We start from the raw sequence: 25562 nt of genomic DNA, 5'->3' as shown, positions 1-25562 counted from the left end.
ACCCTAGTAAATGTCTATTCATCTTGACAAAAATTTATTTAAACGGTTTTAATTACATATACAGCGCAGAAAATGTAATTTTTAAAATACGACTAAAAAAATAAAACCCTTTGTATGGACTATTTATTATACCTATTAGCCTAAATTTGTATTGTTGTGTTTATTACATAGATCTTTAGAAAAGTTAGGCTTGCCATAGAATTGAAATTATATACTTGCTAAAACCACGTAGTATGTTAAAGAAGTTAATAAAACAAAATAATATAACAATTCACGGAACCGGTAGCAAAGTTATGTTCTTTGTTCACGGATTTGGATGTGATCAAAATATGTGGAGATTTATTACGCCTCATTTCGAAGACACCTACAAAATAGTTCTTATAGACCTTGTTGGCTCTGGAAAATCTGATGAAAATGCATATAATTTTGACAAATACAATTCGCTTGAAGGGTATGCAGATGATATAATTAATATTTGTGATGCTCTAAATTTACAAGACGTTTGTATTGTTGCGCATTCTGTGAGCGCTATGATAGCGACCCTTGCAGCTGTAAAAAGACCAGAGCTCTTTAAAAAATTAATTATGATTGGACCATCTCCCCGGTATATTAATGATGCTGCTTATATTGGTGGGTTTTCTCAGAAAAATATTGACGAGCTTTTAGAAACTTTAGATTATAATTACTTAGGCTGGTCTAGTGCCATGGCGCCTATTATTATGGATAATCTTGACAGGCCAGAGTTAGCGGCAGAATTAGAAGCAAGTTTTTGTCAAAATAACCCAGAAATAGCAGCCCATTTCGCAAAAGTCACCTTTTTAGGAGACAACAGAAATGACCTTAAAAAACTTTCTACGGATACACTAATCATTCAATCTAAAATAGATGCTATTGCTTCCATTGAAGTAGGACAATTTGTAAATAACAACATCCCTAACAGCAAATTTGTTGTATTGGAAACAATTGGACATTGCCCCCATCTCAGTGCTCCCCTTAAAACAAGTGAGGCAATGAAAAACTATTTAATATAGGTTTAAAAACCAACAGAATTAATGGATTATAATATAGATTATCAAGAATTTTATAACAGCTTTCCTAGTGGTTTTTTTTGTTCCTTGCCCGATGGTACAATCATTGATGCCAATAAGAATTTTTTAGAACTCACCAACTATTCGAAAAAAGAAGTCATTGGTAAAAAAAAGTTCTCAGATTTTCTTTCTCTCGGAGGAAAAATATATTTTGAAAATATCTTTGCGCCCTCTTTAAAGTTAAGTGGCACTATAAAAGAGGTGAATTTAAATTTTATAAAAAAAGGGGTACTAGCTTCCCTGTCTTAGTAAACTCTATAGAAATAAAAGATATTTTAGGAACCCATTTATATACACATTCTATACTATTTAATATTGCCCAAAGAAAAAAATACGAGCAAGAACTTTTAAAGTCCAAAAAAAATGCAAATGAGCTTTCTAATAAATTAATAGCGGTCAATAAAGAATTACAAAGTAACACTGAATTAATTTCAAAACAAAAATTACAACTAGAGGAATTTAACAACCATTTAAAAATAAAAATAGACAGCTTTCTAGTTTTACACATATTGCATCTCATAACTTAAGAGCACCTGTTAATAATCTATTGGTATTAAAGAATTTCTATAAAGAAACTACAGATTTAGATGATAAAGAGATGCTCTTCTCTAAATTTGAAATCGTTATTGATCGTCTTAATGAAACATTGAATGAATTAATCGAGACTGTAAAAATACAAGAAAATAGAGATATCGTGCATGATGATGTCAGTTTTGACGCTGTTTTTACTAAGACACTAGCAATTTTAGATATTCAAATATTGGATTCAAAAGCAGTAGTAACCTCTAACTTTTCTGAAGCTCCTACTATTAAATACCCAAAACTGTATATGGAAAGCATCCTCTTAAATCTGCTATCTAACTCCATTAGATATCGTGCACCTGATCGCATAGCACAGATTCACTTCCGCACAGAAATTATAAACAATGAGATCTTACTTATTGCAACAGATAATGGATTGGGAATCGATTTAAAAAATATGGGCATCAACTTTTTGGACTTAATAAAACATTTCATAGACACCCCAATTCTAAAGGAGTTGGTCTTTTTATGACTAAAACTCAAATAGAGGCAGTAGGCGGCTCTGTAACTGTAGAAAGTGAAGTAGACAAAGGAACTACTTTTAAAATAATTTTAAAAAAACACAAATAATGGCAAAAAAACGCCCTCTAATAGCTATCATCGATGATGATAGAGTCTATCATTTTATATTAAGTAGCATTATCAACAAAAATAAGTTAGCGGATAGTATTCTTAGTTTTATGGATGGAGAAGAAGCTATTCAATATCTTACCAATAACAAAACTGAGAATGAAAAGATACCAGATATCGTTTTCCTAGATATGAATATGCCAATCATGGATGGATGGTTGTTTCTAGAAGAATATGAACGTATAAAAAAAGATATAACAAAAAAGACCGTCATCTTTATGATAAGCTCTTCGGTTGACCCGCTTGATATTGAAAGAGCAGGTAATATAATTGAAATTACCGACTATATCGTCAAACCAATAAAATTATCGGAAGTGAAAAAAATTTTTAAAAAATACGAAATCTTCTCATAAAGTTTTCCTTGTATAACAGCACATAAAAAAAAATAGATCTACGTTTTTAGGTTATGAGTCAAAACTGTAATAAGATAACATAAATTAAATAGTCTTTTAGTCCAAAAAATCGCAATTTTAGTTCAACGGCATCTATTTAATTCTTTTCGCACAAATTATGCTTCCCTCCTACGTTGTCGCATAAAAATGTTTTATGAACATAGTAGCAGAAACCAAAGATCCTTAATTTAGAACTAGTTTATATGCTTTTCTGATGTTAAAACACCTTCAAAAACAGCGGTACCAGGTATTCTTAAAACAGTAAGATTTAGAAGAATTGTGGGTAATGCAGTTTACAATAAGTTTAAAGATTATTTAATTTTATCGCTAAATAGGTAACTTGTGGGGAGAGCAGGATTCGAACCTGCGAAGACGTAGTCAGCGGAGTTACAGTCCGCCCTCGTTGGCCGCTTGAGTATCTCCCCTTTAATTTAGAAATTCAATGAACATGCAAATTACCTTCGTAATTTATTGTTTTTTTTTAAGCTAATGATAGCCAGAAACCATAATTTACTGATTAAAAATCAGCTGCCCTAACCTATTAAACTACACCGTATTTTGATGTAAAAAACAACCCATTTTTGCTAAACGATTGCGAATATACAATGTTTTCATATATGTATTAAAAATACTATATTTTTTTTCAGTTTTAGTTTAAATAGCGTCACTTGTACACTACTTTTTTTATCAAAACAACTGGGATTCATGCGTACACTAAAAAATGCTAACCTTATTTTTCTTTCTACCTTTTTTCTATTTCTATAGGACAGCTTGATTACTTTGTATACTTACTTCTTGTTTTTTTTAGAATAACGAGTAGTTTTATATCTTTTTTAAATGATTAAAGACAGCAATGGTTAAAGGAATAAACATAAATCCACCAATAATAAAGACGATAAATGCTTTTTGTAAGCCAACAGCCTCAGCTAAATACCCAATTAAGGGCGGCCCTAAAAACATACCAACGGTAGCATAAGTTCCTACGATTGAAATAACGATTCCCGTGGAATATTTCTTTGCTTTACCCGCCAAGATAAACGTCATAGGAAAAAGACCTGAAACACCTATCCCAACCAAACAAAATCCAACAAGTGCAGGCCAGAATTGAGGAAAAACTATGGCAATGGAAATTCCGCTCATGATTAAAATGGCACTTAAAAAATACAATTTTTCCATCCCAAAATAATCGATTAGCTTGTCTATCGTTAATCTATAAATAGACATACAGATCATAAACAATACATATCCATACGTAAAAACTTCTTCTTTAACTACATCTCTAAAGTAAACACCATTCCAATCATACATTCCGCCTTCACAAATAGCCGCGAAAAACAGCATCAACCCTAAAAGCATAATGTATTTGTTAGGCTTTTCTAATCTGAATTTATTTCCTCCTATAGCCTTATCATTTTTTATTAAATACGGATACGCAATAAAAATAGTGATGAAAATAAAAATAGCGATCATTAAAAAATGTGCTTGGATAGAAATATCTAGTTGTAACATTAAAGTTGTAAATAAAACCCCTAGTAGGCCACCAATACTCCATAAACCATGAAAAGAGCCCACAATACGTTTTTCAAATTTCTCTTGCAAAAAAATAGATTGGGTATTTATAGCGATATTTAGGATTCTAATACTTACCGCAAACAGAAATAGCGCTAAAATAAGTACAAGTAAACTGGTAGCAAACCCAATTAGCATCAATGATATTGCATAGAATACAAAAGCGAATTGTTGCGGTATTCTACTATCATATTTTGAGACCAACCAGCCAGAAAGCGGAATGCCAATAATAGCACTTGCAGGCATTATCATTAACATATTACCTAGTTGCTCGTCACTAAAATTAAAATTGTCCTTTATTGTCGGAATTCGGGATGCCCAAGAAGAAAAACAGATACCTGATATTAAAAAATAAGTTGAAAGCGAAATACGTTGTAAATTTCTTTCTTGCATTTGTAAAAATATTTGGATGCAAAAATACTTCTTTTGACTTACTGAAAGGCTTTTTAAATTTAATTTTATGCTAGGCTATCATTAGTGTCCGATAAAACTACAAATTTTAATTAAACCCATTTTTGAGCCCAGTAAACACGTTCTATATTTTTCTTTTTGAGTTAGCAAGGTGTCTATTTAAAAAGTTGCAGTTGTATATCTGGAGGTTTTGATGTGAGTTCCCACCATTGTTTGTTTGGGTTTTCGAGAAATTTAAACAGATCAATGTAGGTCATCAGATGAAATCTCATCACAGAAACCATATTTGAATATGCCCATTTTCGTTTGATTTTTCTTTGTATCACAAGCATGATGAGTTGAATGATTAATGCTGACCATATCTGAATCTCTATTGCATTTTGATTATCTCCAAGAAAATATTTAAGGGGAAAGTTCTGCTTGAGTCTTTTAAACATCGTTTCAATCTGCCATCTGTGTTTGTATATATCTGCTACTTGGTCTGGAGATATTTCTGCATTATTGGTGATAAACTCATATACCTTTTCTTTTGTAGCATCCCAATAAGCAACTCTTCTTATTTGAATAGATTTATCGTCTTTTTCTATCAATATAAGTTCATCTTTTAGTATTGCATCACTTGTTTTGTCTGCTAAATCAAATTCTTTAATGCTTTTATAGACAGCATTGTCTTTTTGGCGAGTTACAAAGTAAATATCATTTAAAGTCCACTCTAAATATTGGAGATAATCATTGTATGCTTTATCAAAAACGACAAAAGAATCTTTCTCTAAATTTAACTCTTTTAAAAAAGTGTGGTCGTGAGTAGCAGCACTGCTAAAACGTATCAGACAAGGTACATCTTCCAAAGCATTTATCATTGTGTGCATCTTTATACCTCCTTTTTTCTTACCTGTAATAGGATTACGACCAACTCCTTTTAAAATATCACTAAATAGGCTGATTGTGGTAGAATCTACAATTTTTAAATTCTTTACAGGAGATTTTAATGGACTGCTGTCCGATAAAAATGGAGCGTAGCGTTTGTATAATTTTGAATAAATTGCTCCAAAGACTTCACTGGTTCTTTTCTTGTTAGCATCTGACAATGTACTTCGCTTAGGGAAATGTTTTAGATTTAAATGGCTGATACGCCCTTCACAAGCTAATAAAACGGTCGACAACTCTCTAAGTGAGGAAACTCCACTCATTGTGGCATAAAGCATCGTGACTAAATGGTCGTAGGTTTTAAACTTTTTGTAGTAGCGGTCACTGTTATAGATTTTGGCTGTCCGAGTAATATCTGCTTGTGGTATATATTTTAAAATCTGTTTAATTATTGGTGTTCCGCTAAAGTGTGTACTTTTGTTCATATCTCAATTTTGTGGTAAAAATCAAGATATAAATAAAGCAGGAAATCCAACTATGGAAATCCTGCTTTTAAAATTATTTATCGGACACTAATGCTAGGCTATATAAGTAGTCCTTTGGATACAAAATGCATCCATAAAAAAACTGATAGTATTAATTAAAAGCCTTTCATTATTTTTATCATAGCTGCTTAAAGACATTATGCTTCCCTCCTACATTGTTGAATAAATTTGTTTCATTAACATTGCAGAAGAAACTTTTGAAATACTATTTTTTAAGAAACTGTAGTATTAAAGCACATATCAATGAAAGTTCTATACCTACTATAAAAATTTTTTAAAGTCTCGTTTTGGGGTGTTTTTATAGGATCCAATAATCAAATTTAATATCAAATTTGATTGTATAGTATCGATGCCTATTTAAAATTAAAACAGCTCTCCTGTGTGCTTTGAGGTTTTAAATATATAATCTACTCCTTGCATCCTTTTTGCTCTATATAACCAATAGAAAAAAGTAGGTTTTCTGGGTTTTTCTAAATGAATAGCCGATAATTTATAGGCAGGAATTGCTGGATGCGCATGATGCGCTTCGTGAAGGTTAAAATTAAACAAGAAATACTTCGCTAAGATTTCATGCACATAAAAACTTCTTGTGTATTTAACTTGCTCTAAATAGGTTATAGGTTTCACTTGCTTATTATTAGAAATCGGAATTTCAATATGACCATGTTGTGTCATAATAACCAGCTCTTTCCACAATAAGCTAATGACAAATGCCAAACTAAAAATCTGTACTATAAATTCCCAAAAGAAGTAAAAAAGTACTGCGTACAATACCACGTACATACCTATTTGTGTTTTAACTTTTTGATATTTTTTTGGAGTTAAAAAACGTTTAATCTTAAACAAGTTCCAGTAATTACTTAATTTATAACTTAGGTAAAACAACGGAATCCCTAATTTCCATGCAATATTTATAATGCTATTTTTTGTCGTTGAGGAACTCGGACTTACCGTAGATTCTGTAGTAGGATCTTTGTCTCGCCAACCTGTCCATCGATGATGTAAATTATGCATTTGCTGCCAAGAGTAATATGGAATAAACGACAAGAAACCAAATAAATGGCCCATTAAAGTATTTATTGATCGTGTTTTAAAAAAACTTAAATGCCCACATTCATGGACTAATATAAATGTTTGAAGAAAGAAAAATGACAACAATAATTGCCCTATCCAATATAAAATCCCTTCATATTCGATAGACAGTACTACTCCGGAAACGAACAGCATTACTGGAGTTAATAAACTTAAAAAGGCAAGATCGTTTCTTGCTTTTAAACTAGATGAAATAGCTTTAGATTCGCTCATGTTACCAAATTAATTTTCTATTTTTTCACAAACAACGGTCTGCATAGAAAGGTTTAAATATTTTTGAAACCACAGCATAGGCGTTAGTATCAATTGCCCTAAAAAATAAGGAAAAATAATACGATTCAAATTTAAGTTCTTTCCAATGGTTTTAAAATAGGATCCTGCAAAGATATAAAAATACGGAGGAAATGCGCCATAAGGTAAATAAGTAGTCACCTTAAATCCATTCTTTTCCATCATACTAATAAATGCTTTTTTATCATACAAAACCGTATGTTGTGGAGCTTGAACACCTGGCCATTTTTTACCAAATAGTTTAAAGGTAAAACTATCTAGTCTTGGCACTTCTATAATGAGCTTCCCTCCTTTTTTCAATACTTTCTTTGCCATTTGTAGCGATTTATTAGGATCATAACAATGCTCTAAAAAATGCCACATCGTTACCACATCATACCTGTTTTCTGCTATATTTTGTTCATAAAATAAGCCTTCATAAAATTCAATTTTATTGAAATCTGGGTATTCTAGTCCTTCTTTAAAATCTACACCACTTATTTGAACATCGTGTTTTTTGTTGATGTGTAATAAAAAAGTACCCACAGCACACCCCACATCAAGAACTTCTGTTTGCTTATTGAGAACAACATGTTTAGCAACAATCTTTTCCTTATCTCTATCATGTTTATTCATGGTCCACTCATACAAAGGTGTTAATATGCCCCAGTTTTTCTTTTTACGATGGGCAATATATTCTCCGTCATAAAATTCTTTAATTTGATCTAAAGCAATCCTTGGGTTTTGATACACCATCTCACAATTACTGCATTTTACATATTGGAATTCGCCTTCCTTACCTGTTAAATCTTCTTCGCCTTTCAAGAAAAAAGAATATTGGTCGCTGTTACAAGAATAGCAATTAACGGTTTCAAATTGATACCGATCTGGATTATTGAATTCTTTTAAAAATGGACTGTTCATATTATAAATGTGTTAGTATAAAAAATGTTATTGGAAAAAATACGATTGCAAAATAGGGAACGATACGGTTGTTTCTCATCAAATAAATAATAAGCAATGGCAATAAACTAAATAGAATATAGCTATAATTCAGCCAAGGTTTAAAAAGGAATAGACTGCAACAGAAAAGAAAAAGCATGGGTTGCCAAATGGAATTTGAATTTACTTTTACACGATCAAAACTATCAAAACCAGCCATTAATAAAAAGGAAGCAATAAGAACCTCTACTTTAACTTCATGCCATGAAATCATTGACACACAATAAAGTAGCATAGGGTATTTTACTAACGGAATTAATTTTAACACCAATACGTGTTTCCCAAACATATAGTACAAAGCCAATGAACTTATGAAAAGTAAAAATAGTGTGAAGTAAATTTTTGAATACATCAACCCAACAGTTAGTAAATAAACACCAATACTGATTGCTGTTATCTTTTTAAAGGATTTGAAGTTAGCGGGAATCAAATAGGTTCTTTCTGGATGCTCTTTTCGGTCTATATTTACCGAAAAAGCATCGTCTAAAATTCTAAATACAATAAAAGAAATCACTAAAAGCAACATCGAAAACAGCCATGTTTCTGCAGCATCTTCAGGAGATAAAACGAGCATAGACATCAGCAGTGTTAGCCCTATAAGTTGAATAGGGTGAATTCTAATTTTTATATAGGCTATTAAAACAGCGATCATAACAATTTAATTTTACCAAGATCTCCGTCTAAGATAACCTCATCGTTGTCTTTTAATATTTCTGTAATATTTGGTATTCCTATGACAGCCGGAATTCCAAATTCTCTTGCTACTATTGCTCCGTGAGATAAAGCGCCTCCCCGCTCAACAATAAGTCCGCCAATTAATGGAAATACCATTGCCCATCCAGGATCTGTTTGTTTGGTTACTAAAATATCTCCTTTGTTCAGTTTTCCACTTTCTAATACAGACTTTAATACCTTTACGGCTGCTTTGATCTTTCCACCGCTTACTGCTAAACCATTAAACTCTGTAAAGTCTCCATTATAAACAATCGCTGCCTTTACAGATGTTGGTCTTTCACCAAAAGTCGTTGTAAAATTGGCTGGATATTCATTCTCTGAATCCTTATTAAATCGTAAACGTCGTTCTATAATGAGCTCTTTAAGGTCTTTTGAAAACATGGAAGAAGAAGACAGCAATTCGCCAATCTCTTTATAACTCAAGTAGAATAAATCGTCTGCACTCGTAATTTTCTGTTCTTCTACAAATTGAGCACCCATCTTTTTAACAATCGTTTTAAAATGATAATACATTTCTGCTTGTTTGTAGCGTACTCTTTCTCTGCTCGCTATTGCTTGCTTGCACAATTTTGCACTTAGGTAAAGTACCCCTACTTCTACCATAGAAACCGGAATAAATATCGATCTTTTTTGTATGATTTTCCATGCAAAACTGCGCATGGCAGCTTTTCTTTCGCTATCTTTAAGTGCAATTGCTGCGCGTGGGTCTTGCGCATCTTGCGCCATATAGACTTGCAGTAATTCTATAAACTTGGTAGGCTCTTCAATATAATTTGTACTAAAAAACATGAGTTCGCCAGAACATCGAAATCCCCATTTTTTAAGATAGGCATCCAAGTTTTCCTTAAGTTGAGAATAACTAGGGTTTTCTTGAATTTCTTGGTATACCTCTTTAGAGGAATGCGCATTAAAGAAAGATTTTATTTCACTGTTTTTATGTATTTCTTGAACAATATCATACGTGTCATTTAAGGGCTCGCTGCTCATTAAACCCGGAATTGCTTGCACCAAATTATTGTGCATCCCGATACTTTTTTCGCCATAAAACGTCTTCGTTATTTCTCCTAAAACCTTATAGTGAATCATCGAGAAGAAATCAGCCAAACTAGCACGATACCATTGATGAAACCTCAGGTCTAAAAAGGTATAAAATAAAGATGCTACTGGAAGATTTTGTTCCTTTTTATTCGCTTGTAAAGCAAAGTCATCCACCATCTTCTCGATGCTCTTCACATTTTTTTCTAAAGAAAAGTTTAATCGAATTAAACGAAAAACAAAACGAACTATAGAAGTAGCTTTAGAAGTAGCTACTTGTGCGACATCTTTTTCTGAATACCCAACAAATTTATTAAATGCATCCTTGAAATATACTTGTAATGGAGATGAAGAAATAATATTATGAATACTGGTCATGTTATAATACAGTCTGTTGCTCCAAATACCAACGGTATTGCTAAAATCATACTCCAATGCACGCAGACTCTTTTTATTGATTTGTAATAAACCCGCAAGGTTTTTAAAATAATGATAATACGAATCTCGAGCAATTGAATACAATAATGGAGACATCGGAGTTGGGTAATTCTCGTTTAAATTTGTGTTGGTCCAATGGACTTTCTTTTTTTGTAAAACAGTAATAGGCCTTGCTTGCACAAAAAATATATGTTCTCCTTTAGATACCCACTCAATATCTATATGGTAGCTATAATTCTCTTTTAAAGTGGTTGCTAAACGAATTAATTCAACTGCATTAAAAGGAAGCTTCTCCTTAGGTGTTTCCGTAAAATTAACGGTAAAGTTTTTAGGGGTTACTTTCCCTGAAACTAATTGCTCACCGGCCCCTTTTACATATTCTGTGTAAATCTCGTCAACATTGTAAGGCGATGAGGTAAAGGTAACTCCGGCATAATCTGCTTCCACAAACTCCTGAAGTACCACACCCATTTCTACAAGTTTTTTTCCTGATAGTTTTTCATAGGCAAGTACTCTATCATTATGCAAGCCATCCCAACACTGAAGGATCGCTTGTAATGCTGCTTCCATGTTGTTTTGAACTACAAAAGAATCTAACTGACCCGCAAATGAAAAACTATCAGAATCTTCGCCAATAGCAGAGCTTCTAATAATGATTTTTTGAGAATTCAACCCAACTAAACAACTTTCTAAAGATTGTTTAAAACCATCCGGAAAATTCTTTTCTATCGTATATAACTCCAGTACTTTTTTAGAAATTGCATATCCATTTGGTACAGAAAATCCATATTCAAAAAGCGCTGAAAGACTTGCCGCTTTGGCGCCCACCAAATCAGTAGACAACTTTTCTTTAAGAGCGTGTATATACATCAAAATTTCTTTTTTATTTTGATGACTACTAAAAGCTGACTGATGCTTACATGTATCACTAAACCAACAAAAAATAGGACTAGAATGGTCTTAAACGAGAAGTTTGTTGCTAAAAAGTAAAATGTTAAAACTCCAATTAATGAGTCTGCTTTGTCTGTAAAGTATTGCACATATTTGTACTTTTTTGATTGGGCTCCAGTAGCGATCCCTAACCTTCTTTTTATAAAGGAATTCGGTAATTCTGCTAAAATATAAGCAAGTCCTAGTCCGAAGCCAACAAATGCATCATAGGCTACTGATATTGTAAAAGGGCCAAAACAATAACTACTTAGCAAGGCGAATACTCCCGTTAGCATTGGCAGTACAATGACTCCTCTATACGTTTTAGTCTCTCCAAACATTTTTCTTGAAATGGGAAAAGCGACACTTTTACACCAATTGCGTTTTACAATGATCATATGCAGCACATTACCAAGAACTAAAGGGATAAAAAACAAATGGATATGGATATAAAAGTCTCTCATCTAAGTTGTTTTTTTAAGCAGATCCAATATTTTAAAAGACGTGGCAAATACCCTTTCAATAAATGGATAATTCATTAAAATGCTTCCCGTTAAATAAAAATTAACTCTTGAAACTAAAAATGCCTGCCCTCCTAGTTTAAGATCATACAAATAATCAGACCAACTATAGTCTTGATTATTTAATGATTGCACTTGCTTAAAATGATGTTTCAATACATCTATTGCATCAGAACTCTCAAAATTAGGCGTAAGCGTAAAGGCTAACAACTCAAAAATATCGCGCTGCGGAATGCCGTAGGTCGCTAATTCCCAATCATAAATACAAGGATCACCATTGGCTCTAATAGCAATATTTCTTGGATTAAAATCATTGTGAATTAAGGTCAATTTACTTTTAGGCTGATATCCATTAGTGCTCCAATCATTTATAAAACTTGTTAATTCATCAAAACGATCATCTGCAATTAAATAATCATAATCCTTTCTGTTCAAAGCCACAAAAGCTGTGTAAAGCTCCAGCACTTTTTCAATATCAAAAGGCGCTATGGATAGAATTTTATTGGTTTCATAGGTAAAATTGGTGTGCACCAGATGAATACTATCTATGGTTTTTTTGATGATTGGAAGCGTCCATTTTTCTGGAGTGGATTCAGAATTAATTAGCAACATATTTTCTGAAGCCAATCGCTCCATAAGAATCAGATAAATTTCTCTTTCACTATCTTTTTTAGTACCATATACAATTGGCATAAAAGGATATCCAATATGTTGCAATGCTTCATACACGGCTATTTCTTTGGTGTGATTGTCTTTGTATTCTAATACCTCATAATGTTTTGCTAGAATATCTGCTAAACCAACACTCACATTACTCGCCATAAAATGCAAGCCATCTAAAACCTCCTTGCCAAGTGCTTTGCTTTTTAATAAAAGAGGATGTTTTTTACCATCAATGTCATGTAAATCCGCCTGAATAAAGCCAATCGCTTTTTTAGTAATCTTCTTTGTTAAATCTGTAAGAATTCCGTTTTCTACCTCTATTTCATTATTAAAACTCACACTGCTAATTTCTGCATGGAAATAGGGAACGTGTGTTTTTATAAAATCTGCATCTACTTCAGATCTCAGCAACCATTTTACAGGCTTATTTCTCCCTAATTTTTGATGTGCTCGTGCAAATTGACCACTCACAATAGCTGCCAACGTTGAAATTTCTATGGACAATGCAAAACCTGCAATTAATTTGGCAAAACGCTCTATTTTCCCTGCTCCTTTGCAGCCCATCAATTCTAATATTTTAGAAGGCACTGGTAAATGCGTACCGCCACCAACAGTCCCTACCACTAAGTTAGGAAGCACAAGTGACAGATATAATCCTTCATCGGTAAGTTCTATTTGTAAAATACCAATAGAAGATTCATGAATACATGCCAAATCTTGACCTGTAGAAGCATAAATGCCTGCAATGGCATTTGCTACATTCACATTATGACCAACCATACCATCTAAGCGGCTAATAGAAAGCGAGTGAGTATAAGAACTAAACATTTCTTTGGCATTTGTTCTCAATGTTTTTTCAATTACTTCGTTTGTTAAAAAACACTCACTAATTACATGACAACCTCTACCATTTTGCATAGCATAAAAAGAAACTTTTTTGTCTGATGCACCATTTCCTTCAATTACAAAATTTAATATTTCTATAGACGTTGCCAACTCAAAGTTTTCTTCAATCCATAAGCACGCATTCCAGGTGCAGGAAGTAGTCATATTTTGCCCTGATGCATCACTGGTAGAATACACAAATTTTAGATGCACAATTTTGCCAAGAATAACACTTGCAATTTCAAGCAATTCAGCATGATTACTATGCATTTGTGCTTGGTCTTTTATTTTTTTGAAATTACTTTTAATCCATTCGTCAAAAGCTACGGACTCAGACAACCGTTTAAAAGTATACATAGGGGTTCTTACCATTTTCTGATGCACAATATGCGCTTCAAATCCGCCACTTTCACTTATTGCTTTTGCGCCTCTGTTTAGACTAGCAACCAATGCACCTTCTGTGGTAGCTATAGCACTATGCACCAATTCTGTTTTATTATTCTTATCAATAAATAAAAGCGGTCCTATTAACCCTAAAGGAATTTCTACAGTGCCTATAAAACTTTCAATATTGTTTTGTATTTGAGATAATGCAATGGATTCAGACTTTACAACCTTACTAATATCTTTAGATAAGGTCTCTAAATAATTCATTCTTAAGTCAAAAGCGGTTTGATTCATTAATCCTCTACCAGCTGCTTGTTGATATTTTATTTTCATGTAGTTTTATTAGTTGGATTTAATTCGTTGAATCGTTTTACAAACAAATTACGAACCTCATTAATATGCGTATCAAGATTTTCTAGCGTCCACTCTTTTGTTGAAATTTCTTGCATTAGCTCAATTTTAAGCGTTCCTTTTTTAGCATATTTAAACGCAGTCATATTATTTTCTTCAGGAACATAAATAAACATGGGAACAATAGGAATCTTAGCTTCTAAAGCCATATGATAGATACCCCGATTAAAAGGCGCAATGCCATGAAAATGAGGATGTACCCCTTCGGAAGAAGCTGCTATCGAGTAGTTGGTTTCTTTTAAAAATGTAGTCGTCTTCTTAAAAAACTGTAATCTTCTTTTAGAATGTTTTTTTTGAGGTATATAAAAGGTTCCGGTAGCTAAAGCAGAAATCACTAAAGGAATATAAATCAATGTTTTTTCAGAAAGAAGAAACCGAACATTTTGAAGCCCTAGTGCCGTTAAAAGATAAATATCTTGTTCTGCATTATGATTAAACGTATACAATACTTGATGTTTTGGAAATTTATCTAAAGGCGGATAACAACCGCGGAAGCCAATAACCCATAAAATAAAGCGAGAGGCTGGTTTAATAATATAGGTTACACATCGGTTTCTTAGCTTGCCATAACTTATAAGAACGAATACCAAAGCAACACCGCCAGTAAGTAAAGTAATAGAGAAGGCAATTATCCATCTACAAATGGTAATTATAATTTTCATTTTCTTAAGCAATTTGGGTATCAGCTAATTTATTAAATAGGATATCATTTTTATTACCTCCAAAAATACAACTATTTATTACAAAGCCTGACGAAGACTTTTTTGCCGAATTTTAAAATGAAAAATAATTTTTAAATAACAACCAAATTCTATAAATTGTTTTCATGTTTTGGTTTGTAATACACTACGCTTGTTTCTAATATAGTATTAGTATACAAATTGTTGTATAGTACAATTAGTAGTAAACCACTGTTTAAAAAAGGCTTAAAGAAACCCACAAGCACAAGTATTAAAAACCAAGACTTGCTGCTAATTATCATACAATCAACGATAACTTAAAAGAGCATTGTCTCTTGTAATCTGAATGAAATTAGTATAAAAAAACGTACTCTGATTAGATAAAATATTTTACAACTACAAAAAATTAGGTTGTTAATAGTTTGTCTTGTTAGCGTTTACAGTGCAAATTCCCTTTTAAAAACGGTAGTATAGTTTATGTATAGTTAATTTAGTTGAAAAAAATATTTTAATACGTTAAATTTGTTTGATAGAATTTTTACCCACAATGGGTTCACCTATAAATTAAACAGGAGACAGATGCAAAAAAAAAATATTTCAAGAACATTAAAGGGAGCATTTTATTGGGACTTTTTATATTTAGCACCTATAATTTAACAGCACAAGACGTAAGAATAAATGAAGTAGTTTCTTCTAATTCTATGTATACAGATGAAGATGGAGACACTCCCGACTGGTTAGAAATTCATAATTTTGGAACGGAAGATGTTTTAATTAATGGTTGGACTTTATCTGATGATATAAATAACCTTTCAAAGTGGAAATTTCCAAATTACACATTATCGGCAAATGAATACTTACTCTTATGGGCTTCAGATAAAGATAGATCTTCCATTAGCTATCCTAGAACACTGGTTAATCAAGGAGATGAATTTAAGTACTTAATTCCAACTTCGCAGCCTGATGGGAATTGGAATGGTTTAAATTTTGATGATTCAAATTGGACTTCAGGTTCTTCTGGATTTGGATATGCTGATGGAGACGATGCCACCATTATTCCAAATGGTACGCAATCTATATACCTTAGAAAAACATTTGTCATTAGTAACCTCGCTACTATTTCTTCATTAATTTTAGATATGGATTATGATGATGCTTTTGTTGCCTACATAAATGAAAATGAAGTTGCTAGAGCTAATATTACTGGTACACCACCCGCATATAATTCAGGTACGATTACGGATCGTGAGGCTCAAATATATTCAGGAGGAAGACCTGAAAGGTTTATGATTACAGATTTTAATTCAATTTTAAATGAAGGTGAAAATATCTTAACCATTCAAGCACACAATATCAGTGCAGGTTCGTCTGATTTTACACTAATACCTTTCTTATCGGCTATTTTTTCAACTCCAAACAATTCTGGTATTGCACCACCTGCTATTTTAGGGCTAAAGAAGAATAATCTACATACAAATTTTAAAATATCGGCGAGTTCAGAAATAGTACGTTTAACAAATGCTTCGGGTGTGACTTTGAGTCAGATAACTGCAGAGAATCTTCCTGAGAACACCTCTGTAGGGATTTCTAAAACTTCTGGAGCAATTGTAAGTTATATAGAGACTACGCCTGGTTTAGAGAATTCTACCCAAGAATATTTAGGAAGTGTTCAGAGTCAAGTTGTTTTTTCTAACCAAGGCGGCCTAATTGATGCACCTATAAGCTTACGTTTATCTGGCAATACTTCAGAGGAGGTAATACGATATACAATTAATGAAAATAACCCCACAGAAACCTCTGCTTTATATACCGGCCCTATCCAAATTAATGAGGACACTACTGTGCGAGCACAAATATTTTTAGATACGTATATACCCTCTTCGGTAACTACTAAAACATATATTTTAAATACAAGTAATCTAACATTTACAGACAGTAACTTGCCTATTGTTATTATCAATACTGAAAATGGTGCAGAGATTCCTGATGAGCCAAAAATACTTGGGACTATGAAAATAATTCAAAGACCCAATGGGGAACGAAACTTTGTGAGCGATGCTAGCAACGAAGCGTTTTTAAATTACTCTGGTACTATTGGCATTGAAACGCGAGGTTCCTCCTCACAAGCATTACCAAAAAAACCCTACGGAATTGATACCTTAAAAGATGACGGTATAACCGATAAAAATGTAGAATTATTAGGTATGCCAAAAGAAAATGACTGGATTTTAAACTCTTTTGCTTTTGATGATAGTATGATGCGGGATTATATTAGCTATACTATGGCACGACAAATGGGCCAATATGCCGTAAATTTAAAATATTGTGAGGTTATACTCAATGGTGATTACATAGGCTTGTATGCACTTTCGGAAAAAATAAAAGTGGATGGAGATCGTGTAAATATTGCAAAACTAGCTGATGATGAAAATTCATATCCAGAGGTAACAGGTGGATATTTGATGCAAACTGATAGACCTAGCGATGAAGACCCGGAGGCTTGGTACAATAACGGCGCGGGCTATATACACGAGAAACCAAACGCAGATGATATTACACCAACACAAGCTGCCTATATTGAAACCGTCTTTAGAGCGCTAGATCAAACGGCTGGGAATGCTGATATTAGAAAAGGCTACCCGGCTGTTATTGATGTGCCTTCATTTGTAGATTATATGTTGGTTGCAGAAATTGCATCCAATGTAGATGCGTATGCATTGAGTACTTATTACCATAAAGATAGAGGTGGTAAATTAAGAGCAGGACCAGTTTGGGATTATAATTTAACCTTTGGAAATGATTTATTTGACTGGGGTTATGACCGCAGTTTTACCGATGTATGGCAGTATCAGTATAGTAATGTAGGTGCTAATTTTTGGGGTGATCTCTTTGAAGATGCTACCTTTAAATGTTATGCATCAAAACGTTTTAATGAAGTTACAGCTACTGGAGGGCCTTTAAATTACGACTACATTGTTGGTTTAATTGACACTACGGTAGCATATATTGCTGAAGCTGTGGTTCGCGAAAACCAACGTTGGAATACGATAGAAGATTTTTCATCAGAAATAGCCACAATGAAAACTTGGTTACAAGAACGAATTGTATGGATGAAAAACAATCTGGGTCAATTCTCTAGTTGTAGTGCCGTGGCAACCCCTTCTTTGGTGATTACAAAAATTCATTACAATCCGCAAGAAACCACTGAATTTCCAGAAAGTGACGACCAAGAATTCATAGAAATCAAGAATACAGGAAGCACCTCTGTTGCGCTTACAGGCATCTACCTTATAAAACTGGGTGTCTCGTATCAATTTCCACAAAATGCAACGCTTGCAGGGGGTGCATCTGTTTATTTGGCAGGAAATGCAACTGTTTTTGAGCAGAAATACGGCTTTGCTCCTTTTGATACCTTTCTAAGAGATTTATCAAATAAGAGCCATCATTTAGTATTGGCAGACGCTTTTGGAAACCTAATTGATCACGTTGAATATGCAGATGGCGCACCTTGGCCAGAAGAAGCAGACGGTGGTGGGTTTTATTTAGAGTTGATAAATGTGCTTGCGGATAATAGTATCGCTAGTAATTGGAAAGCGAGTGCTGATGGTGTTTTAAGCACTACTGATTTTAATACGCTTCCGGTTGATTTTAGCGTATATCCAAATCCTACAGCAGCTGAATTGCACATCAACGCAGCACGCATCTTAGAGAAAATTGAGATTTATAACCTTCTTGGTCAACAAATAAAAACCGTTCAAGTCAATTTAAAATCCGTAGCACTTAATATTTCTGATCTTAAAAAGGGCATGTATCTTTTAAACTTGAAGTTTATCGATGGCACGCGTGCTACTACTAAGATTTTTAAAAAATAAGTATAGGCAATACTGTGTAAGAAACCGTGCAATTCATCCGCATGCATAGCAAGGTTTACCCCTAACGTTTGCCTCTCCCGTTTGCTTTGTAAGCAGATTGGGGTGTTGTTTTTGATGCTCCTTTTGATGGTTATTTTAATGGTTATTTTAATGCAACTCCTTGATAATTTCTACAAATAATTCAAAAGAGCGTATTCTGTCTTTGCCATCATAAATATTGGTTACTGCAATTAATTCATCCGCATTTGTTTGCGCTATAAACTCTTTTACCTGTTGCTTTACCGTGACTTTGCTCCCAATAAAAGAAAACTTTAGCATTTGATGTACTTGCGGATTTTGTAAAATCTCTTTAAACTCGGTAGTCATGGCCGTTGGTGGTTGTACAGAATCTCGTTTCCCAGTAAATATGCCCACAATCATGCGTATTAAAGAGGTTGATAAACGCTGCGCCTCTTCATCCGTATCTGCTACAATGATATTTACGCCTGCCATTACATAGGGTTTTTCTAAGTCGTTGGAGGGTTGAAACTCCTTGCGGTAAATTTTTAATGCTTCGAATAAATGCGTGGTTGCAAAGTGACTTGCAAATGCATACGGGATTCCTTTTTTTGCTGCTAAATGTGCGCTATCCGTACTAGAACCCAACAAATAAATTGGCACCTCTACCCCTTCTGCTACCGTAGCACGAACACGAGCGCTGGCATTGTTAGCAGAAAAGTATTGTTGAATTTTATCCAATTCCGTAGGAAAAGACTGTGCCGCTTGCATAAAATCAGCACGAATGGCTTGTGCTGTTTCTCTATCCGTTCCTGGTGCTCTGCCGAGGCCTAAATCAATTCGGTTAGGATACAAAGAAGCCAACGTACCAAATTGTTCTGCCACAATTAGAGGGGAATGATTTGGTAGCATAATGCCGCCAGAACCTATGCGCAGTGTTTTTGTGCCCGCAGCAACATAGCCTATTAATATAGCCGTTGCGCTACTGCCAATATTTGTGGCATTATGGTGCTCTGCTAACCAATAGCGTGTATACCCAAAAGCTTCGGCATGTTGCGCCAATGTTAAGGCATTTGTATAAGTTTGTTGCAGTGTATGGTCTTTAGAAACTAAGGCAAGATCTAATATAGAATATTTTATGGTTGGCGTTTTCATAAATGGCTGTATGTGCTGTAAAATTAGGAAAGATTTACTTTAAATAGTGCATTCACATGCAGTAGTCGCATTTTTATTTAAAAGCTTACTCTTTATTCCTTTTTTTTGGGCACTTGTTTTCAAAAAAGCACTACTCTTTTTACTACAATGCATTGCGCTTTTAATAGGAATGCAGCGCATAAAGAATGTACACACTTTGCAGACATTCTAAAAAAAAGGCACAAAATATTGGCAAAACAACCCCATAGCCTTCCGTTTAGTTTGTTACCAGTTTTCTCCCAAAAAACATCTATTTTTTAAAAATACAGCACTCCGTTTCCCGAACAAGACTCGAACAATACTCGAACAAACCCACTAAAAACAACGTTTATGTCAGTAAAGGTCAGTAGAGGTCATCTTGTTTCAAGAAGATGCAAAAGGTACCATTAAAGGGCAATAGCGTTTACAAATAATCAATTGGTTTCAATAGGCGTCAGCTCGTGTCAAGGGGTTGTTTAGAAGTAATTTAGGTTTTAGATTCGTAGTCTATTAATCTAAATAATTTTATTGAGTTATACGCTTAGCGTCTGTTTTATTTGATTTTGATATATTGGTTTACTTTCTACCATTCTATTAATCGTTTTATGAAATATGCTGGTTTTAAATTGAGAGCGATTAATTCTAAAACAAAACTCATCAAAGTATGCTTGAATATGCCATTTACTTACATGAGTTGGTATTGCTCTCAACCATGACTTAACTTGCATAATCACAATGTGTAATTGTTTGAAATTAGCACCATTATTACTATATATTTGGTCAATGTCATACATCTGTTTTAAAGGTTGGTAACCTCTCCATTTATCAGTTACTATTTTAGCAGATGTGCTTATATGCTCTTCAAATATCGGGGTTAATGATTTTGCAGAATAGTCTTTGATGGATCTGATATAAACTCTTTTAACTTTATTGCCATCTGTTAATTCTACTGCGATAACAGCCTTTTTCTTTTTCGTATCATAACTTCTTCCTTGTTTGCCTTCTTCTTTCCCTCCAACAGTAAATTCATCAACATGGATTAATTTCTCTAAAGGATATTTTTGACTGCTTTTCATTGCTTTACGCACTTTTTGCATGAAATACCACGCTGTTCCTTGGCGAATGCTAAAACGTTTTCCCATTTGAATACTTGAAATACTTTTACTACTTGTACTCATTTCAAAAACCACACAAAAGGCTTTTTGCAATCCAAATTTAACTTTATGAAATAAGGTGTTTGCAGTGGCGCTTTCTACGTGTTGACAGTTATAACAATGGTATCTATAATCTACTTTTTCACAGCCTTTGGTATGACCACATTTCATACAAGTAAATCCATCTTGCCATTTTATTTTGGCTAAATATGCTTTACACGCAGCATCATTTGGTAATTCTTTTATAAAGTTTAGTATATCTTGACCTTCAAATTGTTCCATATCTCTTGTTTTAAAGGTTATAATATATGGAAATTAAATGACTAACTCAATAATTTTAATTATGGCAACATTTGAGAAAGGCATACTTGGCGGATTTTCTGGCAAAGTGGGCAACGTAGTAGGTGCGCGATGGCGCGGAAAAAATATAATGCGTAGTGTACCACAACGTGGTAATTATACGCCTACAGAAAAACAGGAAGAACAACGGCTAAAGTTTAAAACTGTAATTGGTTTTTTAAATCCCATTGTAGATGTGTTAAATCTTTATTTTGGCAAACCGCAGGGCGATAAATCTCGCTCTAATTTAGCCACTTCCTATCATCTTAAAAACGCAGTGGTAAGCATCCCTGGGGGTATGGAAATGGACTATGCAAAAGTATTAATTAGCAAAGGCGATTTAAGAGGGTTAGATAACGGAACCCTAGCTGCTGCTGCAGGGCAAACGCTAAATTTTGGTTGGCAAGACAATAGCGGCCAAGGGAAAGCTACAGCAACGGATACGTTTATGGTAGTGGTCTATGAACCTGAACTAAATTTGTTTTATACCAATTTAGACGCTGCTACCAGAGATGCTACCACGGCAACGATAACTTTACCCGATTTTATGGCAGGTTCTGAGGTACAAGTTTGGGCTTCTTTTAATAAGGCAGAAGCCAATTTTGCAGCCATAAGTACGTATATGGGTGCAGTTACAGTGCTGTAAAAGCAGCACGTTGTAAAAACGTACGCTGTAAACAGGCTATTTAGGGCGTGTTATTGTGTAACATAAAAAATGTTATGCGATAACACGCTTTTTTTGTGCGCTGATTTGTGGCTTAACTAATTTAAAAAAAGGAGGTGGTAGCAATCTGTTAGCGGTATCCTCTTTTACATTTCTTATAGCCCTGTTTATAAGAAACGTATTTAATAAGCATTTTGGATACATGGGGCTATGCCCTATTTTAGTACTAGGAATGTGCTGTTTTTTACGCAATCTATACATGGTACTGCGACTCACGTTTAAATATGCCATGGCTTCCTCGGTAGTAAGCCATATTTCTTTTTCTAATAAATAATCATCAAATTGTAAATGGGGAGTTTGTTGCCCTGTTGGTGGCTGTTTTTTTTTTCATAAAAGCTTATATTTTTTGTACTATACATCTCTAAAATTGAGTTGAATGTCTAACAAGGTAGTTGTTTTTATTTTATAATAGCTTGTTTAGTAAAAATACCTCATCGTAAAAACCTTTGTGCGTGCACACTTTATGGCTTTTTGTGATAGTATTTTAGAGGTTTAGTATTGTTGGCTTATTGGGGTACCACCCTACCGGATTCTAAGAAAAAAGAGTGCAAGCATGTACTGATCTCCTTACAATAATAAAAGAAAACAACTAAAAATAAATCTTATTTTTAGGTAACTTTTAAATATCTTAGCAAAAAAAGAAGCTAAATCTTGATTTAATTTTTAATTAATAGATTTTAAAACAAGGTATATAAACACGATATAAGCAGGTTTTAGTAGATAGCATTTAATAGTAAAAGGTTTTATTATCCGGTGATATTTAACCAATAACACAAGCTTTTGTTATTATATAACCAGTTGTGGCGCATTAAAAACGAAATCCATAAATGACAGGAAAATTTAGGAAAGAAGAAATATCTATTCAAAAAATCGGGAAACAAAGATTTTGGATTGGAATAATTTCAGGTTTATTTTCTGCAATTGTAATTTCATTAACGTTTAATTATTTCCGAGAATTATTTAGGTTTTTCACCACTTTATCTGCTGATTTATTCATTTTAGAAAAATCTGAATTACTTTTTTATAATTACTTTTTTTCGTCACTTGCAACCGTTTTAGGTCTTTCAGTTACGATTGCAATTTGGATGACAAATAATAATCATAAAAGGAAAAAAGACAAAATTTATAAACAATTATCTAGAACAAATATTTTCTTTACTTTTTGGCTAATTTTAATGATGATTGCTCGATTTGGTTCAATTGTTCCTTTCATTTTATATGGAATGCCAGGTTATGATAATCAACTAAATTTATTCGAACAATATTGGCTTTTATTTGTTTTAATTCCAATTGTAGTTTTTGCACAAAATTGGTTTATAGTTAGGCTAATTTATCGTTCAGAAAAATGGATATTATTTTCATTCGTAATTTGTTTTGTAATAACTTTTACATTAAAAACTACAACATCTGTGAATCAAGAGATACTAAATAATGTCTATTATAAAAAATTTGAATCAGATTTTAATTACGTTGACCAACAAATAAATAAAGCCAAAGTTGTGTACGGAATTGAATTTAACGAAAATACAATTAAGACCTTAAAAAAATGGCATACTGAAAGTTCATTCAAGCAAGTGATTAGTTTGAAGTCAGCCTTTTCAAAAGATAAAAAAGTATCTTTAGATACAATCATTCTTCAAAAAATTGCGATTAAGAACTTTAAAGAAAACGGCAAGTACTTTAATAGAAATTCAATTGATAATTGGCGTTATGCTTTCCCAAAAGATATTTTAAGACAACTTGAATTTTATGATGTCAACTCAAATGAATCAAAGGAGCTTTTAGAAATCATAAAGGAACAAATTGACCTTGTTAACACACCAGAAATTGACTGGAAAGAATATGACAAGCATACTGATACTGAAATAAGAAAAAGTTTTGGAATCAAATATAATGTTCCAAAACAATTAAATGAGCAATTAGAAAAAGTACGAGAAAGTTTAATGAATGACAAGAAATATTACGAAATTTCTAAAGATTTACCTGAATTAAAACAAAGAGATGAATAACAATAACGTGCCACAACACCGTGTATTAAATATTGCTATATTTGGCTAAACTAAAACTTGTTGCTTCTTTGCAAACTACCGAATTTCCGTTGGAAATTCCTCGTTCACAAAACCGCAACATTCAATACACAACCACGTTGTGGTTAATTAAAAACGAAAATCAGAAATATGAACAATATTGGAATAAGAATGAATACAATAGGAAGAATATTCTTGTTTATAATATGTTATCTTATAATAGTTGGAATATTTCAATATGTTGGAAGTTTAATTGCTGGATTTGACTTCACAAACTTAGAATACGAAGAGACTTCAAAACAACTTTTAATAGTTGGATTTTTTGATTTATTTGGCACTTTTTTAGTGATTTGGCTTTTTATGAAGTTTGTAGAAAAAAAGGAATTTATTACACTTGGATTTCAAACTAAAAATAGATTTAATGAATTTATTTTTGGAATTATACTTGGTCTTACAATAATGTTAATTGGATACTTATTATTAATTTACTTGAAAGAAATATTTTTCTTAAATGTAAATTTTGACTTTAAGGAATTGATAATATCGATAATACTTTTTACAATTGTTGCAATTGTTGAGGAAACACTTTTACGTGGTTATGTTTTAAGAAACCTAATGAGTTCGTTTAATAAATATACTGCTTTAATCGCTTCGTCAATTCTGTTTTCTGTTATGCACAGTTTTAATCCGAATATTGACTTATTTTCTCTGTTTAACTTATTTTTAGCTGGAATAGTTCTCGGCTTATCATACATACACACAAAAAATTTATGGTTTCCAATTGCAATACATTTAAGTTGGAATTTATTTCAAACACTTTTTGGTTTTAATGTAAGTGGTAAAGATACTTACTCAATTATTGAATTTAAAATAAAAGAAGGGAATTTAATTAACGGTGGAGCTTTCGGATTTGAAGGTTCATATTTATCAATTATTGCTGAAATAATAACTATACTAGGAATTGGGATATATTACAATAGAAAAAAACTAACCACAACACCGTGTAAAAAAAAATTGCTGGTAAAAGCCTGCTTACGAAAATCCTCGCGGATTTTCTTGGTTCATGTTTTATTTACTAATTTCATTGCTTAAACCACGCAACTTTCCTTACACCAAAACGTTAGGCAACATAACATTTGACTG

21 protein-coding genes and 1 tRNA gene are annotated in these 25562 nt (G+C 33.0%); 9 read left to right on the top strand and 13 right to left on the bottom strand.

Annotated elements, in window-relative coordinates; all coding sequences use genetic code 11:
* Positions 1-233: 233 nt before the first annotated feature.
* The 5 genes from BST83_RS06445 to BST83_RS06435 all read left to right on the top strand — a co-directional run bounded on the left by BST83_RS06445 (position 234) and on the right by BST83_RS06435 (position 2653).
* A complete protein-coding gene (locus BST83_RS06445) occupies positions 234-1031 on the top strand; it encodes an alpha/beta fold hydrolase (RefSeq protein WP_104809074.1) in 798 nt (265 codons plus the stop codon).
* A gap of 21 nt (positions 1032-1052) precedes the next feature.
* Positions 1053-1337: a PAS domain-containing protein gene (locus BST83_RS20570; protein WP_240614678.1), complete on the top strand. Its 285-nt coding sequence runs from the start codon at positions 1053-1055 to the stop codon at positions 1335-1337.
* Positions 1338-1635: 298 nt separating this feature from the next.
* On the top strand, positions 1636-2142 hold the full coding sequence (locus tag BST83_RS20565) for a phytochrome family protein (RefSeq protein ID WP_240614677.1): 507 nt from the start codon (positions 1636-1638) through the stop codon (positions 2140-2142).
* Positions 2139-2240: a hypothetical protein gene (locus BST83_RS21420; protein WP_367889148.1), complete on the top strand. Its 102-nt coding sequence runs from the start codon at positions 2139-2141 to the stop codon at positions 2238-2240. The genes BST83_RS20565 and BST83_RS21420 overlap by 4 nt, the downstream gene beginning before the upstream one ends.
* The gene (locus BST83_RS06435; protein WP_104809073.1) at positions 2240-2653 is read left to right on the top strand and encodes a response regulator; all 414 of its coding nucleotides are present in this window, start codon (positions 2240-2242) and stop codon (positions 2651-2653) included. The genes BST83_RS21420 and BST83_RS06435 overlap by 1 nt, the downstream gene beginning before the upstream one ends.
* Positions 2654-3035: 382 nt before the next feature.
* Here BST83_RS06435 and BST83_RS06430 read toward each other — a convergent pair.
* The 10 genes from BST83_RS06430 to BST83_RS06385 all read right to left on the bottom strand — a co-directional run bounded on the left by BST83_RS06430 (position 3036) and on the right by BST83_RS06385 (position 15115).
* A tRNA-Tyr gene (locus BST83_RS06430) sits at positions 3036-3117 on the bottom strand.
* A gap of 397 nt (positions 3118-3514) precedes the next feature.
* Positions 3515-4654, bottom strand: coding sequence for an MFS transporter (locus tag BST83_RS06425; protein ID WP_104809072.1), 1140 nt, complete (start codon positions 4652-4654; stop codon positions 3515-3517).
* 173 nt (positions 4655-4827) lie between these two features.
* A complete protein-coding gene (locus BST83_RS06420) occupies positions 4828-6024 on the bottom strand; it encodes an IS4 family transposase (protein WP_104808119.1) in 1197 nt (398 codons plus the stop codon).
* A 423-nt stretch (positions 6025-6447) separates the two neighbouring features.
* Positions 6448-7389, bottom strand: a complete 942-nt coding sequence (locus BST83_RS06415; RefSeq protein WP_104809071.1) for a fatty acid desaturase family protein — start codon at positions 7387-7389, stop codon at positions 6448-6450.
* A 9-nt stretch (positions 7390-7398) separates the two neighbouring features.
* Complete coding sequence (locus BST83_RS06410) at positions 7399-8370, bottom strand: class I SAM-dependent methyltransferase (protein WP_104809070.1); 972 nt, start codon at positions 8368-8370, stop codon at positions 7399-7401.
* Between the two features lies 1 nt (position 8371).
* Positions 8372-9100: a hypothetical protein gene (locus BST83_RS06405; protein ID WP_104809069.1), complete on the bottom strand. Its 729-nt coding sequence runs from the start codon at positions 9098-9100 to the stop codon at positions 8372-8374.
* Positions 9097-11526, bottom strand: coding sequence for a PEP/pyruvate-binding domain-containing protein (locus tag BST83_RS06400; RefSeq protein ID WP_104809068.1), 2430 nt, complete (start codon positions 11524-11526; stop codon positions 9097-9099). The genes BST83_RS06405 and BST83_RS06400 overlap by 4 nt, the downstream gene beginning before the upstream one ends.
* On the bottom strand, positions 11526-12050 hold the full coding sequence (locus BST83_RS06395) for a CDP-archaeol synthase (protein ID WP_104809067.1): 525 nt from the start codon (positions 12048-12050) through the stop codon (positions 11526-11528). Before BST83_RS06395 ends, BST83_RS06400 begins: the two co-directional genes overlap by 1 nt.
* On the bottom strand, positions 12051-14375 hold the full coding sequence (locus BST83_RS06390; RefSeq protein WP_104809066.1) for a hydroxymethylglutaryl-coenzyme A reductase family protein: 2325 nt from the start codon (positions 14373-14375) through the stop codon (positions 12051-12053).
* Positions 14372-15115 carry a lysophospholipid acyltransferase family protein gene (locus BST83_RS06385; protein ID WP_104809065.1) on the bottom strand — a complete coding sequence of 248 codons (744 nt, stop codon included), beginning with the start codon at positions 15113-15115 and terminating at the stop codon, positions 14372-14374. Before BST83_RS06385 ends, BST83_RS06390 begins: the two co-directional genes overlap by 4 nt.
* A gap of 641 nt (positions 15116-15756) precedes the next feature.
* Here BST83_RS06385 and BST83_RS06380 point away from each other — a divergent pair.
* Positions 15757-19005: a CotH kinase family protein gene (locus BST83_RS06380; protein ID WP_104809064.1), complete on the top strand. Its 3249-nt coding sequence runs from the start codon at positions 15757-15759 to the stop codon at positions 19003-19005.
* Between the two features lie 147 nt (positions 19006-19152).
* On the opposite strand, the gene BST83_RS06375 is transcribed toward BST83_RS06380, so the two are convergent.
* Both BST83_RS06375 and BST83_RS06370 read right to left on the bottom strand, forming a co-directional pair.
* Positions 19153-20157: an LLM class flavin-dependent oxidoreductase gene (locus BST83_RS06375; RefSeq protein ID WP_104809063.1), complete on the bottom strand. Its 1005-nt coding sequence runs from the start codon at positions 20155-20157 to the stop codon at positions 19153-19155.
* Between the two features lie 551 nt (positions 20158-20708).
* Positions 20709-21611, bottom strand: a complete 903-nt coding sequence (locus tag BST83_RS06370; RefSeq protein WP_104808150.1) for an IS1595 family transposase — start codon at positions 21609-21611, stop codon at positions 20709-20711.
* Between the two features lie 61 nt (positions 21612-21672).
* On the opposite strand from BST83_RS06370, the gene BST83_RS06365 reads away from it, so the two are divergent.
* Complete coding sequence (locus tag BST83_RS06365; RefSeq protein WP_146092126.1) at positions 21673-22314, top strand: DUF6266 family protein; 642 nt, start codon at positions 21673-21675, stop codon at positions 22312-22314.
* A gap of 72 nt (positions 22315-22386) precedes the next feature.
* Here the strand turns inward: BST83_RS06365 and BST83_RS21415 are convergent, their stop codons facing one another.
* Entirely contained in the window at positions 22387-22647 is a 261-nt protein-coding gene (locus tag BST83_RS21415) for a helix-turn-helix domain-containing protein (protein WP_367889190.1), read from the bottom strand.
* A gap of 572 nt (positions 22648-23219) precedes the next feature.
* Here BST83_RS21415 and BST83_RS06355 point away from each other — a divergent pair.
* Positions 23220-24401 carry an MFS transporter gene (locus tag BST83_RS06355; RefSeq protein ID WP_104809048.1) on the top strand — a complete coding sequence of 394 codons (1182 nt, stop codon included), beginning with the start codon at positions 23220-23222 and terminating at the stop codon, positions 24399-24401.
* 168 nt (positions 24402-24569) lie between these two features.
* Positions 24570-25511 (top strand): CPBP family intramembrane glutamic endopeptidase, encoded by a 942-nt coding sequence (locus BST83_RS06350; protein ID WP_240614676.1) that lies wholly within the window; start codon positions 24570-24572, stop codon positions 25509-25511.
* Positions 25512-25562 lie beyond the last annotated feature (51 nt).

The organism is Polaribacter filamentus, assembly GCF_002943715.1.
Taxonomy (GTDB): Bacteria; Bacteroidota; Bacteroidia; order Flavobacteriales; family Flavobacteriaceae; genus Polaribacter; species Polaribacter filamentus.
The sequence above is the reverse complement of the archived record's forward strand: the minus strand, read 5'-3'. Positions and strand labels throughout refer to the sequence as shown.